Below are 15,025 nucleotides of genomic sequence, written 5' to 3' on the forward strand. Positions count from 1 at the left end.
ATGGCCATGCCTACTATCCGGCACGTGCGTGCCTTCATCGTCCGCGGCGGCGGGGCGGATTATCACGATCAACCCGACGGACACTGGATCGACGATCACATTTCCACACCGATGGCGCGTTACCCCGAGTATCGTCAGAGCCGCCAGTCGTTCGGTATCAACGTGCTCGGCACGCTGGTCGTCGAGATCGAAGCGAGCGACGGCACGGTCGGTTTCGCGGTAACAACGGGCGGTGAGATCGGCGCCTTCATCGTCGAAAAACATCTCGCACGTTTTCTCGAAGGCCAGCTTGTTACCGATATCGAGAAAATGTGGGATCAGATGTATTTCTCGACGTTGTACTACGGGCGCAAAGGCGTGGTGCTGAATACGATTTCGGGTGTCGATCTCGCGTTGTGGGATCTGCTCGCGAAGGTCCGCAAGGAGCCGGTGTACCAGCTATTGGGCGGCCCCGTGCGCGACGAACTCGTGTTTTACGCGACCGGCGCGCGTCCCGATCTCGCGAAGGAGATGGGTTTCATCGGCGGGAAATTGCCGTTGCAGCATGGTCCCGCGGAAGGCGAGGATGGTCTTCGAAAGAATCTGGACAAGCTCGCCGAGATGCGTAGCCGGGTTGGCGACGACTTCTGGCTGATGTACGACTGCTGGATGAGTCTCGACGTACCGTATGCAACGCGCCTCGCGCAGGCGGCGCATGAGTACGGTCTGAAATGGATCGAAGAGTGCCTGCCGCCGGACGACTACTGGGGTTACGCCGAACTGCGCCGCAACGTGCCGCGCGGCATGATGGTGTCGACCGGCGAGCATGAAGCGACGCGTTGGGGCTTTCGCATGCTGCTGGAAATGCAGTGCTGCGATCTGATCCAGCCGGACGTGGGCTGGTGCGGCGGCATCACCGAACTCATCAAGATCTCCGCGCTCGCCGATGCCCACAACGTGATGGTGGTGCCGCATGGCTCCTCGGTATATAGCTATCACTTCGTCGTTACGCGGCACAACTCGCCGTTCGCCGAGTTTCTGATGATGGCGCCGAAAGCGGATGAAGTGGTGCCGATGTTTACGCCGCTGCTGCTCGACGAACCGGTGCCGGTGAATGGGCGAATGAAAGTGCCGGACACACCGGGTTTCGGCGTGCGGCTCAATCCGGAATGCGCACTGGTGCGGCCCTATCCGCGCTGAGCGCGTTGGATGCGCGCGAAAGGCGATGCAGCCTCGATTTCGATCTGCAAGACATCGTACTGATTCAGCCAACAGGAGAGGAACGTGTTGCTCAAGGATAAGGTCGTGATCGTCACCGGCGGTTCGCGGGGCATTGGCCGCGCGATAGCGGTTGCGTGCGCCGCCGAAGGCGCGGATGTGGCGATCAACTACTGGGGCGATAACGACGCATCGTACGGACGGCGCTCGGCCGTCGCGGAAGTGATCGGTGAAATCGAAGCGCTGGGACGGCGCGTGATCGCAGTCGAAGGCAATGTCGCCGCGCGCGAAACCGGTCAGGAACTCGTGCGCCAAACGGTTGAAGCGTTTGGCCGGGTCGACGTGCTCGCGAGCAATGCCGGCATCTGCCCGTTCCACGCCTTTCTCGACATGCCGCCCGACATCCTGGAGTCGACGGTGGCCGTCAATCTGAACGGAGCGTTCTACGTCACGCAGGCCGCCGCGCAGCAGATGAAAGCGCAGGGCACGGGCGGCGCGATTGTCGCGACCAGCTCGATCAGCGCCCTGGTGGGCGGCGGCATGCAAACGCATTACACGCCCACCAAAGCGGGCGTGCATTCGCTGATGCAGTCCTGCGCGGTAGCGTTGGGGCCGTACGGCATTCGCTGCAACTCGGTCATGCCGGGCACGATCGCGACCGATCTGAACGCGGAAGATCTCGCCGACGAAGCGAAAAAAGCCTACTTCGAGAAGCGCATTCCGCTGGGCCGCTTGGGCCGTCCGGAGGATGTCGCCGATTGCGTGGTATTTCTCGCTTCCGACCGCGCGCGCTACGTCACAGGCGCCGCGCTGCTGGTGGACGGCGGACTGTTCGTCAACTTGCAGTGATGCGCGACAGCGACGCGATGAGGCCGCCTTCAGCTAACCGGCGCGGATACGGTCCCAGGTTCGGTGATCGCAGTGCTGGAATCGTCGCGTTTCAGCTTGCGCGAGAAGCCACGCAGCAGTTCGATAAAGCGCAGTGCCGGATCGGCGAGGGCTTCTTCCTTGCGCGTGAGAATGCCGAACCCGGCGAGGCTCTTGCCGATTTCGAGGGGCAGCGCGACAAGCAGCTTGCCGCGCACATGATCGCGCACGACCGACTCGGGCAGCATGGCCACGGCGTCGTAGTTCTCGAGCAGTTGCAGCGTCGCGAAAATCGACGCGCACTCGGTCAGATTGACCGGCGTCGCAAGGCCGGCACGCGCGAGCTCCTCTTCGAACAGCACGCGTGCCGGACTGGTGACCGGTTGCGCGACCCACGGCCAGTCGATCAGCTCCCGCAAGGTAATGCGCGAGCGCTGCGCCAGCGGATGCACCGAACGCACCACCAGCAGCAAGGTTTCGCGGGCGAGCGGCTCGAAACTGAAGTCGTTGTGCTGCAACGGACTGGTCAGGCGTCCAAGTGCCAGGTCGACTTCGCGGCGATGCAGCAATTGCACGACCTGGTCGCTGGTTTCGCCCAGAATGCGCACGTTCAGCAAGGGGCTTTCGGTTTTCAGGGCGGCGACCGCCATGGCCAGCAGATCGGGCGCGGCGCCCATGATGGCGCCGACGGTCAACTGTCCATGTCCGCCGCGCCGTTTGACCTCGAGGTCTTCGGCAAACCGGGTCAGCTCGGCAAGTGCCCGGCGCGCGTAGGCCAGCGTGACGACACCGAGCGGTGTGGGCGTCATGCCGCGTGCGTTGCGTTCGAACAGCAGGAAGCCAAACGCTTCCTCGATGTCGCCGAGCATGCGGCTCGCGCTGGGTTGCGCGACATTGATCGCCTCGGCGGCCTGATGGAGATTGCGCGCGTCGTCGAGCGCGACGAGCAGCGCGAGGTGCTTGAACTTGAGCCGATTGACGAGTGCGATGGCAGCTGAGTGTTGGCTCATGATTCCGGTGCGATTCGGTTTGTGGATCGCCCAATCCCAACAACGGATTGAGATGCTATCGACGCAGGAATTATAGTCGTATCGGACGCTTCCACGCTTCTCAGGGAAAGCGCCCGGATACGACGGGAGACAGGCCGCAATGGAAACAATCGCTTTCCGGATGGTGCTCAACCCCGGCATGCGCGAAGAATACGAGCGACGTCATGCGCAGATCTGGCCTGAACTGGTTGATGCATTGCACAACGCCGGCGTGCACGACTATCGGATTTTCTTCGACGCCGAATCTAACCACCTATTCGCGGTTCTGACGCGCACCACGAATCACACGATGAACGCGCTGCCGCAACTCGACGTGATGCGCAAATGGTGGGATTACATGGCCGACATCATGCACACGGCCCCCGACCATACGCCGCTTCAGCAACCGCTCGAACCGGTCTTTCATTTGAGTTCACCTAGCTGATTTTGCCTGGGCCTTGGCGTGGAGGATGTTGCATGCAGGTTGTCGATTCGCATATCCATTTGTGGGACCTGAAGACGCATCGTTATCCGTGGCTGGAAAACCCGGGCGTGTCGTTCGTGGGAGACGCGCGCGCGCTGAAGCACGACTATCTGCTCGACGATCTGCTTGGCGAGGCGGGCGATATCGAGGTGTTGAAGCTGGTGCACGTGGAAGCGAATCACGACCCCGCCGATCCCGTTGAGGAAACCCGCTGGCTGCAATCCATTGCGGAGCGTCCGGGCTCGCGCGGCATGCCGGATGCGATTGTCGCCGCAGTGGATCTGTCCGCGGCGAATGCAGCGGAACTACTCGAGGCACATGCGTCGTTCGGCAATATGCGTGGCATCAGGCAGATCCTGAACGTGCACGAGAACAAGCTGTTCGATTACGTGGGCCGTCATTTCATGCGCGAGCCGCAGTGGCGTGAGCATTTTGCGTTGCTGCGCCGTCACGACCTGTCGTTCGATCTGCAACTGTATCCGTCGCAGATGGAAGCGGCAGCGGAGTTGGCGCGCGCCCATGCCGATACGGCTTTTATCGTCAACCATGCGGGCATGTTCGTGGACCGCAGCAGTGTCGCCGGTTATCGCGCGTGGCGCGACGGCATGCGATTGCTCGCCGGGTGCAGGAATGTCGCGGTGAAGATCAGCGGGCTTGCCATGTTCGATCATCAGTGGACGGTCGAGAGTTTGCGGCCATATGTGCTCGAAACGATCGATACGTTCGGCGTCGAGCGCGCCATGTTCGCGTCGAATTTTCCGGTCGACCGGTTGTTCGGTTCTTACCAGGACTTGTGGCACGCGTATGCGTCGATCGTCGACGGTGCGAGCGATGCTGAAAAAGCAGCACTGTTTTGCCGCAACGCGGAGCGTATCTATCGTATTTGACGTACCGGGCGCGTCTGACGCATTCCCGAAAGTAAAAAAGAAGGAGACACGTAGTGCAGCCATCCCCATCCGCTGTGCCCAGGCTCGAACTAAGGCACGCGAGCAAATCGTTCGGCCGGGTCCGCGCGTTATCCGACGGCGACCTCGCATTGTGGCCGGGTGAAGTCCATGCATTGCTCGGCGAAAACGGCGCGGGCAAATCGACGCTCGTGAAGATTCTGGCGGGCGTGCATCAGCCGGATACCGGCGAGTTGCGCGTCGACGGTGTGGCGCGTCGCTTCGCGACACCTGCCGAAGCGCGCGACGCGGGTCTGGCGGTGATCTATCAGGAGCCGACGCTGTTCTTCGATCTGTCGATTGCGGAGAACATCTTCATGGGACGGCAGCCGGTCGACCGGATCGGCCGCATTCAGTACGACGCCATGCGGCGCGAAGTGGACGGCTTGCTGGCCTCGCTCGGGGTCGATCTGCGGGCGGATCAACTGGTGCGTGGCCTGTCGATTGCCGATCAGCAGGTGATCGAGATTGCGAAGGCGTTGTCGTTGAATGCGAACGTGCTGATCATGGACGAACCGACCGCCGCCTTGTCGCTGCCCGAAGTGGAGCGGCTCTTTGCAATCGTGCGCAAGCTGCGCGAACGCGATGTCGCGATTCTGTTCATCACACACCGGCTGGACGAAGTGTTCACGCTGACGCAACGGGTCACGATCATGCGTGACGGCGCGAAGGTGTTCGACGGCCTGACCGCCGATCTCACCACCGAATCCATTGTCGCGAAGATGGTGGGCCGCGATCTGGAGACGTTCTATCCGAAAGCGGAACGCCCGCCGGGCGAAGTGCGCCTGTCCGTGCGTGGACTCACCCGCGTGGGCGTTTTCAAGGACATTTCCTTCGAGGTCCGCGCCGGCGAGATTGTCGCGCTGGCAGGGCTCGTCGGCGCGGGTCGCAGCGAGGTGGCGCGCGCGATCTTCGGCATCGATCCGCTCGACTCGGGCGAGATCTCGATCGGCGGGCAGCGGCTCGCAGCGGGTAGTCCGGCGGCGGCAGTACGCGCGGGTCTCGCGCTGGTTCCGGAGGACCGTCGCCAGCAAGGGCTGGCACTGGAATTGAGCATCGCGCGCAATGCCTCGATGACGGTGCTCGGACGTCTCGTCAAACATGGCCTGATTTCCACCCGCAGCGAAACACAGTTGGCCGATAAATGGGGCACGCGCTTGCGTCTCAAGGCGGCCGACCCCAATGCGCCGGTCGGCACGCTTTCCGGCGGCAACCAGCAGAAGGTCGTGCTCGGCAAGTGGCTTGCCACTCATCCCAAGGTGCTCATCATCGACGAACCCACGCGCGGCATCGACGTCGGCGCCAAAGCCGAGGTGTACAGCGCGCTGGCCGAACTGGTGCGCGACGGCATGGCGGTGCTGATGATTTCGAGCGAGTTGCCGGAAGTGCTCGGCATGGCCGATCGCGTACTGGTCATGCACGAGGGCCGTATCAGCGCCGATATCGCGCGTGCCGAAGCCGACGAAGAGCGCATCATGGGCGCCGCGCTCGGTCAGCCGCTTCCTCCGTTGGGGCACGCGGCATGATGCGCCATTCCTCCACCCATCCCGCGCCGGTTCAGGCGGCGGCTCCCGGGCGCGGCAGCGCGCCCGGCGGTTTCGTCGCGGGCCTCGCGAAGAGCCGCGAGACCACGCTGTTTGTCGTGCTGATCCTGCTGATTGTGGGCACGGGGCTCGCGAAGCCGCAGTTTCTGAATCTGCAGAATCTGCGTGACGTGCTGCTGAATGTGTCGATTATCAGCTTGCTGACAGCCGGCATGACGGTGGTGATCCTGATGCGGCATATCGATCTGTCGGTCGGCTCGACGGTCGGCATCAGCGCCTATGCGGTCGGCAGTCTGTACGTCGCTTTTCCGCAGATGCCGGTGATCGTTGCGTTGCTGGCCGGACTCGCGATCGGTCTGGTGGCGGGCAGTATCAATGCGTTACTCGTTGCGGTGGGGCGGGTGCCCTCGCTGGTGGCGACACTCTCCACGCTCTACATTTTTCGCGGCGCGGACTATGCATGGGTACACGGCGGCCAGATCAACGCGACCAGTTTGCCCGATGCGTTTTCCCATCTCGCTACCGGCACCTTCTTCGGCATACCGACGCTCGCGCTGATCGCGCTCGTCGTGCTTGCCGGTCTGGCTGTTTATCTGAAGCAGTTTCGCGGCGGACGGGAGCATTACGCGATCGGCTCGAACCCGGAGGCGGCGCGGCTTGCCGGCGTGAACGTCGAGCGTCGCGTGATGGCGGGTTTTCTGCTGTCGGGCGCAATTGCCGGTTTTGCGGGCGCGTTGTGGCTCGCACGCTTCGGCACCGTCGACGCAAGCACCGCGAAGGGCATCGAATTGCAGGTGGTTGCCGCTGCCGTGGTGGGCAGCGTCGCGATCACCGGCGGTGTGGGCACTATTCTCGGCGCCACGCTCGGCGCGCTCGTGCTGGGTGTGATCAGTATCGCGCTGGTCGTGCTGCACGTCTCACCATTCTGGGAGCAGGCAATCCAGGGCGCGCTGATCGTCGCCGCGATTACCGCCGATACCTTGCTGGCCCGCTCCGTCGCCAAACGCATGATGAGGAAACGCGATCATGGCTAAACCCGATTCCGCGCTGCTCACGCGCAAACGCGAAACGCCGTTGCAATGGGAAGTGCTGCTGGTTGTCGTGCTGGCTTTGTCGCTTGCGCTCGGGCGGTGGTTGTCGCCGGTGTTCCTCACCGGTGCGAATGTCAGCAATATCCTCGCCGATCTGACCGAGATCGCGTTGATGGCGCTGCCCATGACGCTGATTATCGTGGCCGCTGAAATCGATCTGTCAGTGGCATCGGTGCTGGGCGCCTCCAGTGCGCTGATGGGGGTGCTATGGCACATGGGCCTGCCGATGCCGGTGGTGATCGTGCTCGTTCTGATTGCCGGCGCGCTGGCGGGTCTGCTGAACGGTCTGGTGATCGTCAAGCTCAATCTGCCTTCGCTCGCGGTCACCATCGGCACGCTGGCGCTGTTCCGGGGCCTTGCCTACGTGTTGCTCGGCGATCAGGCCGTGGCGGATTTTCCGCCCGCCTATACGGCGTTCGGCATGGATACGGTCGGCTCGACCTTCATCCCGTTGCCCTTTGCGATCGTGATTGTCGGCGCGGTGCTGTTTACCGTGCTGCTGCAGTCCACCGCGTTCGGCCGCAGCCTCTACGCAATCGGCGCGAATTCGACCGCCGCGGCTTTCTCCGGTATCGAAGTCGCGAAGATCAGGCTGCGTCTATTCGTGCTGTCCGGCGCGATGAGCGCGCTGGCCGGCGTGGTGTATACGCTGCGCTTCACCAGCGCACGCGGCGACAACGGCGAAGGTTTCGAATTGTCGGTGATCGCGGCGGTGCTGTTCGGCGGCGTGAGTATCTTTGGTGGACGCGGCTCGATGTTCGGCGTGCTGCTGTCGCTGCTGATTATCGGCGTGCTGAAAAACGCGCTGACACTCGACGACGTGTCGAGCGAAACGCTGACGATCGTGACCGGTGTGCTGCTGCTGGCGTCAGTGCTGATTCCCAATCTGGTTGCCCGCTGGCGGGCGGCGCGTGACCGGCGTTTTATCGCGAAGTCCGCTGCATCCTTATAACGTTTTCCTTAACCGGCTCCAGAAGAAATACCGAATACCAAATGCCGACAACCCGGACAGCCATTCGTCCAACAACAAAGCAGGAGACGCCTCATGTTCAATCCTCTACGTCATACCGGCAAGGCCGCGCTCTGCGTCGCTCTCGTCGCGATCAGTTGCGCGGCATCCGCTGCCGGTCTGAAAAGCGGTCTGAAGATTGCCTTCGTGCCGAAGCAGATCAATAACCCTTATGAAGTGATTGCCGACGACGGCGGCATGGCCGCGATCAAGGAATTCGGCGGCGTGGGCAAGGTAGTGGGGCCGTCGGATGCGGGCGCATCTTCGCAGGTGCAATACATCAACACGTTGATCACGCAGCGTCAGGACGCGATCGTGATCGCGGCCAACGACGCGAATGCGGTCGTGCCCTATCTGAAGAAAGCGATGTCGCAAGGCATCAAGGTCGTGACCTTCGATTCCGACACGGCGCCTGAGGGCCGTCAGCTGTTCGTCAATCAGGCGAACGCGGAGGGCATCGGTCGAGGTCAGATCCAGTTGGTCGCGAAGCTGATGGGCGGCGAGGGCGAATTCGCCGTGCTGTCGGCCACGCCTAACGCGACCAATCAGAACACATGGATCAAGTGGATGCAGGAGGAGTTGAAAAAGCCCGAATATTCGAAGATCAAGCTTGTGAAGATCGCGTATGGTAACGACGACGACCAGAAGTCGTTCGTCGAAACGCAGGGCTTGCTGCAGGCGTATCCGAACCTGAAGGCGATCGTCGCGCCGACTACGGTGGGCATTGCGGCGGCGGCGCGTTATATCTCGTCGTCGTCAAGTAAGGGTAAGGTGCAGGTGACCGGGCTGGGCACACCAAACCAGATGCGTGCGTTCGTGAAGAACGGAACGGTCAAGGCGTTCCAGTTGTGGGACCCGAATCAGCTAGGTTATCTGGCAGCCTATGCGGCGGCCGCGCTGTGCTCGGGAACGATCACCGGCAAGGAAGGCGAATCGTTTGATGCAGGCAAGCTCGGCAAGCGCACGATTGGACCGCAGGGCGAAATCATTCTCGGACCGCCGACCACGTTCGATGCGAGCAATATCGATAACTTCAATTTCTGATTAGCGAGCCCGGGGCGCCACCATGCGGGGCATTGGCGCCCAGTTTGTCAGACAGGGGCGCTCTGTTTGGTACGGGATATGCAGGTCGGCCGATCGAAACCCGAAGCCACTTTGAAGGCGTACAAGCGGCTTCGGCGTGAACTTTGAGACCTATACTATGAATCGGTGTGCCGGGCGTGGGCGTCGTGCGCTCGAACTGCTATCGTACACGCGGACTAATCCCTGCCTGGAGGTGCATGATGATCGATATGACCTGGCTTGTGGTGGCTGACGGAGGTCGCGCGCGGGTTTTCCTGACGCCAGGACTGACGCTAGACTTGCAGGAGAAAGAGAGTCTCATCAACACGGAATACACCGGCACGATGCTCACGGAAAAAGACCGTGAGAAATTCGCAAAGCGCGTTTCCGATTATCTGGAAGCGGGCCGGCTCCATCAACTCTACAGTCGATTAAGGCTTGCCATCGAGCCCAAATTCCTCGGCATGGTCAAGGCGAATCTCAGCGAGGACACACGCCGGCTGATATTCGAGCAGGTTAGCGAGGACCTGTCGACGCTCAATGCCAGGCAAATCGAAGCACATCTCGGGCGAAAGCACTGATCGGCGAGCCGTGGCGCGGTAAGGCATTCACACGGCGCGGCCAGGATTGCCTTGAATCCTGCCCCGCGGGCTCTATGCGTCACTCACGCGTGTTTCCGAGCCATCGGATTCCTCGGTATTGCGGAACCAGTTTTCCGCATGCGAACGCTCGGCGACCCAGGAGCGGGACTGCGGCGTGTTGAACTCGCGATCGATGAACCGGCGTCCCCATTCAACCCCGTCTCTCACGGCCTCCTCCTCGGTTAGCCATTCGGGCTGAACGGTCATGGGCACAACATCGATGACAGTCTGCGCACCCCGGCTCACACTGACACTTGCGATCCACGCGCCGAGCTTGTTACGCTCAGGGTGCACGGTAATCTCAAACTCGCCGTACGAAACAGAGCCTGTTGGCATCGTTTTCTCCTTTGCCGCGTTCGTGATCGTTAGCTGTCAGCAATCCGGCATGCATGCTTCTTACAGACGCCGTGGCGTCATCATGCCGCAATTCCGGCCTTCCAACACACGGATATCGCAACTGAGCGGCAAACCAGCAGACCGCGTCGACCAATAGCTAGCATCGGAGAAAGCCATGTTCACAGGGTCATGAGTTGTTCATAGACTTCCGGTACGAAGGAATGGCAGGCCCTCATATCATCCAGTGGCAGGAGGTTGTATGGCGCAAAATGAATTCTCATATCGGCGGTTTCTAATTTCCGCAACGAGCGCACCGCTGCAAGCCAACCGGGGCGTCGTCACGGTCGATGTCACGACCGCGGACCCAGAACGCATTGCCGATCTGGGAACAGAACGTTTTATTCATGTGGAGCGCTGGGTTGAGAGAAACGATCCCGCGTTCCTTCAGGTCGTGGTGGACGAGTGCAAGGTCGTTATCGACCATTACGCGGACAACGTCGACGATAGTTGAGTCCGCCGACTCTCGCATGAGGTGTTGCAATGCAGGAATTCGATTTCTACCTCAACCTGAAGAAACCGACACTCGGGCTCTATGTGCGCAAGGGCGCGGGGCTGCCCGACCTGGTCGACACGAGCCAATGGCAATTCGACGGCCATGTGTGGGAGAGCGAGCTCGCGCCGGACATCCTGAAGGGGCTGGAGGCCAATGGGCACGCGTTTCAGGAGCTGGGTGGGTGAGTCTGTCCGACGGGAGATTCCATGCCTGCGTCGAGATAGCAATTCGATCCTTGAAAATTAGTACTATCCTAGCCTTAGGCTGGATGACAGCGCACTGTCGCATGACAGTCTTTCGGTGGATGCAGGCAACGACCGGTCTTGTGCGAAGTCGCATGGGGTCAGGGAGAAAACCATGCCGCAGCTGCAGGTCAATCTGAGTGACGAGTTCATCGCGCAGCAGCGTCAACGCCTCGAGGCAATGCGCCGCGAACTGTTGGGCGGAGAGGAGAAGACGACCGCTGCCGAACGAACTGACCAGGAGCAGCACGGCGACGAGGCAGAAGAGTCGGAGGACGTAGCTCAAGGCATGGCGCAGAACGAAGTCAACCAGGCGCTGCACGACGTGAACGACCAGCGCATCGGCGATATTGAACGCGCGCTGCAGAAGATCGACGAGGGTACCTATGGTCTCTCCGATGAAAGTGGTGAGCCGATACCAAAGGCACGGCTCGAAGTCGCTCCGGAGGCGATCCTGACCGTTGAAGAGCAAAGCCGCCGCGAGGCCCAACAATGACTTCCGCCGGCGCGCGGTAGTGCCGGCCCCACGCTCAGTAGCGATTCATAAAGTTCAGTAGAGCCCGGCGCGCAGCGCACCATGCCGCTGCGTGCCGCAGCACGTCCGTGAATCGCGGATCATCCGGGTGAAATGCGCTGGGGCGGATGCCACCCAATGCCTATCATCGGAAAAGCCAATATTCCCTTCTGCATGAGCCGCTCATAGAATCCAGATACGGATTTTGAGTTTCGTCATGCTAATCATGTTTATGAATGTGGCATGACCGATCCGTACTTTTCAGACAGTGCTCGTCGAAAACGGACGGGATAAAGAATCTCAGGACATGCCGTGTCCGATGGGCCATCGCTATCACGGTTCCTCGCTTATTGAACAAAACAAACGGACCGTGGACGGCGGCTCCGGCGTGTTCGCAATTCACATCGACGCGTTCTATAACCTTTGAAATAGCCGGATGTTTTAACCGAAAAGGTGAGTCTACGATGCCAGCCCTCTGCGAAATCTGTAACGCCCGTCCCGCTGTTGCCCGTGTGACCGTTGTGCAAAACGGCGAACGGAAGACTATGTCGATCTGCGACTACGATTACCGTCAATTGATGCGGCACCAAAGCATGCTCAACCCGTTCGATTCACTGCTCGGGGGCGGCGGTCTGTCGCGCTTCTTCGGCGGCCTGGGCAATGGCGCCGAACAAGACGACGAAGACGCCGGATTTGCCGCCGAGGTGCCGCGCGAGTCGGTCGATGCAACCGATGCTTTCAGTGAACAGACGCTCGAATTGTTGCAGGGTGCCGCCGAGAAAGCGCACGAGCTTCGCCGCAACGAACTCGATACCGAGCACCTGCTGTACGTGCTGGCGGATACCGACGTGGGCACCGCGCTTCTGAAGGAGCTCAAGCTCTCGCTGCAAGACATCAAGGGCTATATCGATCAGCACGCGCAAACGGGAACGGCGGACCCCGACGCACCGGCCGACAAGATGACCGTGTCGCCGCGTTTGAAAAAAGCGTTCCAGTATGCGTTCCAGGCATCGCGCGATCTGGGGCACTCGTATGTCGGCCCGGAGCATCTGCTTATCGGCCTGGCGGCCGTGCCCGACAGTATCGCGGGCACGCTGTTGAAGAAATATGGCGTGACTCCGGAGGCCTTGCGGCAGAAGGTCGTGAAGGTCGTGGGTAAGGGCGCGGAGGACGGCCGCGTCGATACGCCAACCGGCACGCCCACGCTCGACAAGTTCGGGCGCGACCTCACAGCCATGGCGCGTCAGGGTCAACTGGACCCGGTTCTTGGCCGTGCGCAGGAAATCGAGAGCACGATCGAAGTGCTGGCGCGGCGCAAGAAGAACAATCCCGTGCTGATCGGCGAGCCGGGCGTCGGCAAGACGGCCATCGTGGAAGGGCTGGCGCAGCGCATCATCAACGGCGACGTGCCTGAAGTCCTGCGCGGCAAACGCCTCGTCGAGGTCAACATCAACTCGATGGTAGCGGGCGCGAAATACCGTGGCGAATTCGAGGAACGTGCGAAGCAGCTGATCGATGAAGTCACGGCGAAGCGGGACGAACTGATTCTGTTCATCGACGAACTGCACACGATCGTGGGCGCGGGGCAAGGCGGTGGAGAAGGCGGCCTCGACATCGCGAATGTGCTCAAGCCCGCGCTGGCACGTGGCGAGCTGAGTCTGATCGGCGCCACGACACTCAATGAGTATCAGAAGTACATCGAAAAGGATGCCGCGCTCGAGCGGCGCTTTCAGCCGGTGCTGGTGCCGGAACCGACGGTGGAGCAAACCATAGTCATCTTGCGCGGCCTTCGCGACAAACTTGAAGCACATCACCAGGTAACCTTTGCTGACGATGCTTTTGTTGCCGCAGCTGAACTTTCCGATCGCTATATCACGTCGCGCTTTTTGCCGGACAAGGCCATCGACCTGATTGACCAGGCGGCGGCACGCGTGCGCATCGGCGCGACCTCGCGGCCGGCGGCGATTCAGGAACTCGAAGCCGAGATTTCCCAACTGAAGCGTGAGCAGGACTATGCGTCCTCCCGTAAGCGCTTCGATGAAGCGAAAGATTTCGAGGCACGAATCGGCGAGAAGCAGGCGAAACTCGACGAACAGATGGAGGCGTGGCAGCGCAAGACCGGGTCGGAAACGCTCGAGGTGACGGTTGCCTCGATTGCCGAAGTGGTATCGCGCCTCACCGGCATTCCGGTCACGGAGCTCACGCAGGAAGAGCGCCAGAAGTTGCTGGACATGGAGAAGAAGCTGCGCGAGCGCGTGGTCGGCCAGGAGGACGCGGTGCTTGCCGTAAGCGACGCCGTGCGCCTGTCGCGTGCGGGACTCGGCCAGCAGAACCGGCCTATCGCGACCTTCCTGTTCCTCGGACCCACCGGTGTCGGCAAGACCGAACTGGCGAAGGCGCTGGCGGAAACGGTATTCGGCGACGAGCAGGCGGTGATTCGTATCGACATGTCCGAATACATGGAGCGTCACGCGGTTGCACGGCTGATCGGCGCGCCTCCGGGTTATGTCGGTTACGACGAGGGCGGGCAACTGACCGAGCGCGTGCGGCGGCGTCCGTATAGCGTGATTCTGCTCGACGAGATCGAGAAGGCGCACCCGGACGTGAACAACGTGCTGCTGCAGGTGTTCGACGAAGGGCGGCTGACCGACGGCAAGGGTCGCGTGGTGGACTTCAGCAACACGATCATCATTGCGACCAGCAACCTCGGCGCGTCGATCATCATGGGCAACCTCGAGAAGCCCGAAGCGGATCGTCTGACCGAGAAAGCGATTCGCGAGGAATTGATGGGCGTACTCAAAGGTCATTTCCGCCCCGAGTTCCTGAACCGGATCGACGAGATCATCGTCTTCCACGGGCTCTCGCGCGACAACATCCGTTCGATCGTGCAGATCCAGCTCGAACGCGTGGTGCGCACCGCCGCCGCGCAGGACATTACTCTCAAGATAGACGAATCGGTTGTCGATCACCTTGCCGATGCCGGCTATCGGCCGGAGTTCGGCGCGCGGGAGTTGAAGCGCCAGATTCGCCAGGAACTGGAAACGCGGCTCGCCAGGCAGATTCTCGGCGGCGCTCTGAAGTCGGGCGACACCGTCGACGTCAGTTACGACAAGGACAGCGACGAAGTGAAGTTCAACAAGAGCGAAGCGCCTGCTGCCCCTGCTGAATCGAAGGCGGCGGGTGGCAAGGCGGCCAACGGGCGGGCGAAGAAAAAGACGTCGAAAGAGGCCAGCAGCCCCGAACCCACTGCGAGCGCCGATTCGAAGGAGTGAGGTGCAGGTCCGGCTGGGAGGCACCGCCGCGTCATTGTCGGCGGTGTGCCGGGTTGCCTGCCGGCCTGATCGAAGCCGGCGGCGGTGTTCATGTGCCTGAACTGTGCATGTCCGTCGCGGCTCGATCTGTATCTTTCGCGGCGTCTCAACGCAACTAGACTGAATTCCATTCAAGCCTTACGCCGTGACGCGGCGTAACCCCAAGTAAAGCTGCCCGCAGATCTCCTGCGGCAGTTCATGG

At 61.3% G+C, this 15,025-nt stretch carries 15 protein-coding genes; 13 read left to right on the top strand and 2 right to left on the bottom strand.

Annotated elements, in window-relative coordinates:
• A complete protein-coding gene (gene rhmD, locus GH665_RS28285; RefSeq protein WP_153140526.1) occupies positions 1 to 1,179 on the top strand; it encodes an L-rhamnonate dehydratase in 1,179 nt (392 codons plus the stop codon).
• A gap of 84 nt (positions 1,180 to 1,263) precedes the next feature.
• Entirely contained in the window at positions 1,264 to 2,046 is a 783-nt protein-coding gene (lra1, locus tag GH665_RS28290; protein ID WP_153140527.1) for an L-rhamnose 1-dehydrogenase Lra1, read from the top strand.
• Positions 2,047 to 2,075: 29 nt separating this feature from the next.
• On the opposite strand, the gene GH665_RS28295 is transcribed toward lra1, so the two are convergent.
• Complete coding sequence (locus GH665_RS28295) at positions 2,076 to 3,074, bottom strand: LysR family transcriptional regulator (protein ID WP_153140528.1); 999 nt, start codon at positions 3,072 to 3,074, stop codon at positions 2,076 to 2,078.
• Between the two features lie 139 nt (positions 3,075 to 3,213).
• Between GH665_RS28295 and rhaM the strand changes: the two genes are divergently transcribed.
• The 7 genes from rhaM (at position 3,214) to GH665_RS28330 (ending at position 9,807) form a co-directional block, all read left to right on the top strand.
• Positions 3,214 to 3,537 (top strand): L-rhamnose mutarotase, encoded by a 324-nt coding sequence (gene rhaM, locus GH665_RS28300; protein WP_153140529.1) that lies wholly within the window; start codon positions 3,214 to 3,216, stop codon positions 3,535 to 3,537.
• Positions 3,538 to 3,569: 32 nt separating this feature from the next.
• On the top strand, positions 3,570 to 4,463 hold the full coding sequence (locus GH665_RS28305; RefSeq protein WP_153140530.1) for an amidohydrolase family protein: 894 nt from the start codon (positions 3,570 to 3,572) through the stop codon (positions 4,461 to 4,463).
• Between the two features lie 53 nt (positions 4,464 to 4,516).
• Entirely contained in the window at positions 4,517 to 6,046 is a 1,530-nt protein-coding gene (locus tag GH665_RS28310) for a sugar ABC transporter ATP-binding protein (RefSeq protein WP_153140531.1), read from the top strand.
• A complete protein-coding gene (locus GH665_RS28315) occupies positions 6,043 to 7,098 on the top strand; it encodes an ABC transporter permease (RefSeq protein ID WP_153140532.1) in 1,056 nt (351 codons plus the stop codon). The genes GH665_RS28310 and GH665_RS28315 overlap by 4 nt, the downstream gene beginning before the upstream one ends.
• Positions 7,091 to 8,107: an ABC transporter permease gene (locus tag GH665_RS28320; protein ID WP_153140533.1), complete on the top strand. Its 1,017-nt coding sequence runs from the start codon at positions 7,091 to 7,093 to the stop codon at positions 8,105 to 8,107. The genes GH665_RS28315 and GH665_RS28320 overlap by 8 nt, the downstream gene beginning before the upstream one ends.
• Before the next feature lie 93 nt (positions 8,108 to 8,200).
• The gene (gene rhaS / locus GH665_RS28325; RefSeq protein ID WP_028194734.1) at positions 8,201 to 9,208 is read left to right on the top strand and encodes a rhamnose ABC transporter substrate-binding protein; all 1,008 of its coding nucleotides are present in this window, start codon (positions 8,201 to 8,203) and stop codon (positions 9,206 to 9,208) included.
• Between the two features lie 236 nt (positions 9,209 to 9,444).
• Positions 9,445 to 9,807, top strand: a complete 363-nt coding sequence (locus GH665_RS28330) for a host attachment protein (RefSeq protein ID WP_246216394.1) — start codon at positions 9,445 to 9,447, stop codon at positions 9,805 to 9,807.
• Between the two features lie 72 nt (positions 9,808 to 9,879).
• Here GH665_RS28330 and GH665_RS28335 read toward each other — a convergent pair whose 3' ends face one another.
• Positions 9,880 to 10,203, bottom strand: coding sequence for a DUF6566 family protein (locus GH665_RS28335; protein WP_153140534.1), 324 nt, complete (start codon positions 10,201 to 10,203; stop codon positions 9,880 to 9,882).
• A gap of 259 nt (positions 10,204 to 10,462) precedes the next feature.
• On the opposite strand from GH665_RS28335, the gene GH665_RS28340 reads away from it, so the two are divergent.
• The 4 genes from GH665_RS28340 to GH665_RS28355 all read left to right on the top strand — a co-directional run bounded on the left by GH665_RS28340 (position 10,463) and on the right by GH665_RS28355 (position 14,784).
• Complete coding sequence (locus GH665_RS28340; RefSeq protein ID WP_028645901.1) at positions 10,463 to 10,714, top strand: hypothetical protein; 252 nt, start codon at positions 10,463 to 10,465, stop codon at positions 10,712 to 10,714.
• A 29-nt stretch (positions 10,715 to 10,743) separates the two neighbouring features.
• Positions 10,744 to 10,941, top strand: coding sequence for a hypothetical protein (locus GH665_RS28345; RefSeq protein WP_028194730.1), 198 nt, complete (start codon positions 10,744 to 10,746; stop codon positions 10,939 to 10,941).
• A 172-nt stretch (positions 10,942 to 11,113) separates the two neighbouring features.
• A complete protein-coding gene (locus tag GH665_RS28350) occupies positions 11,114 to 11,494 on the top strand; it encodes a TraR/DksA family transcriptional regulator (protein ID WP_153140535.1) in 381 nt (126 codons plus the stop codon).
• A 482-nt stretch (positions 11,495 to 11,976) separates the two neighbouring features.
• Positions 11,977 to 14,784, top strand: a complete 2,808-nt coding sequence (locus tag GH665_RS28355; protein WP_153140536.1) for an ATP-dependent Clp protease ATP-binding subunit — start codon at positions 11,977 to 11,979, stop codon at positions 14,782 to 14,784.
• The last annotated feature ends 241 nt before the right edge of the window (positions 14,785 to 15,025 follow it).

Source organism: Paraburkholderia agricolaris (assembly GCF_009455635.1).
GTDB lineage: Bacteria > Pseudomonadota > Gammaproteobacteria > Burkholderiales > Burkholderiaceae > Paraburkholderia > Paraburkholderia agricolaris.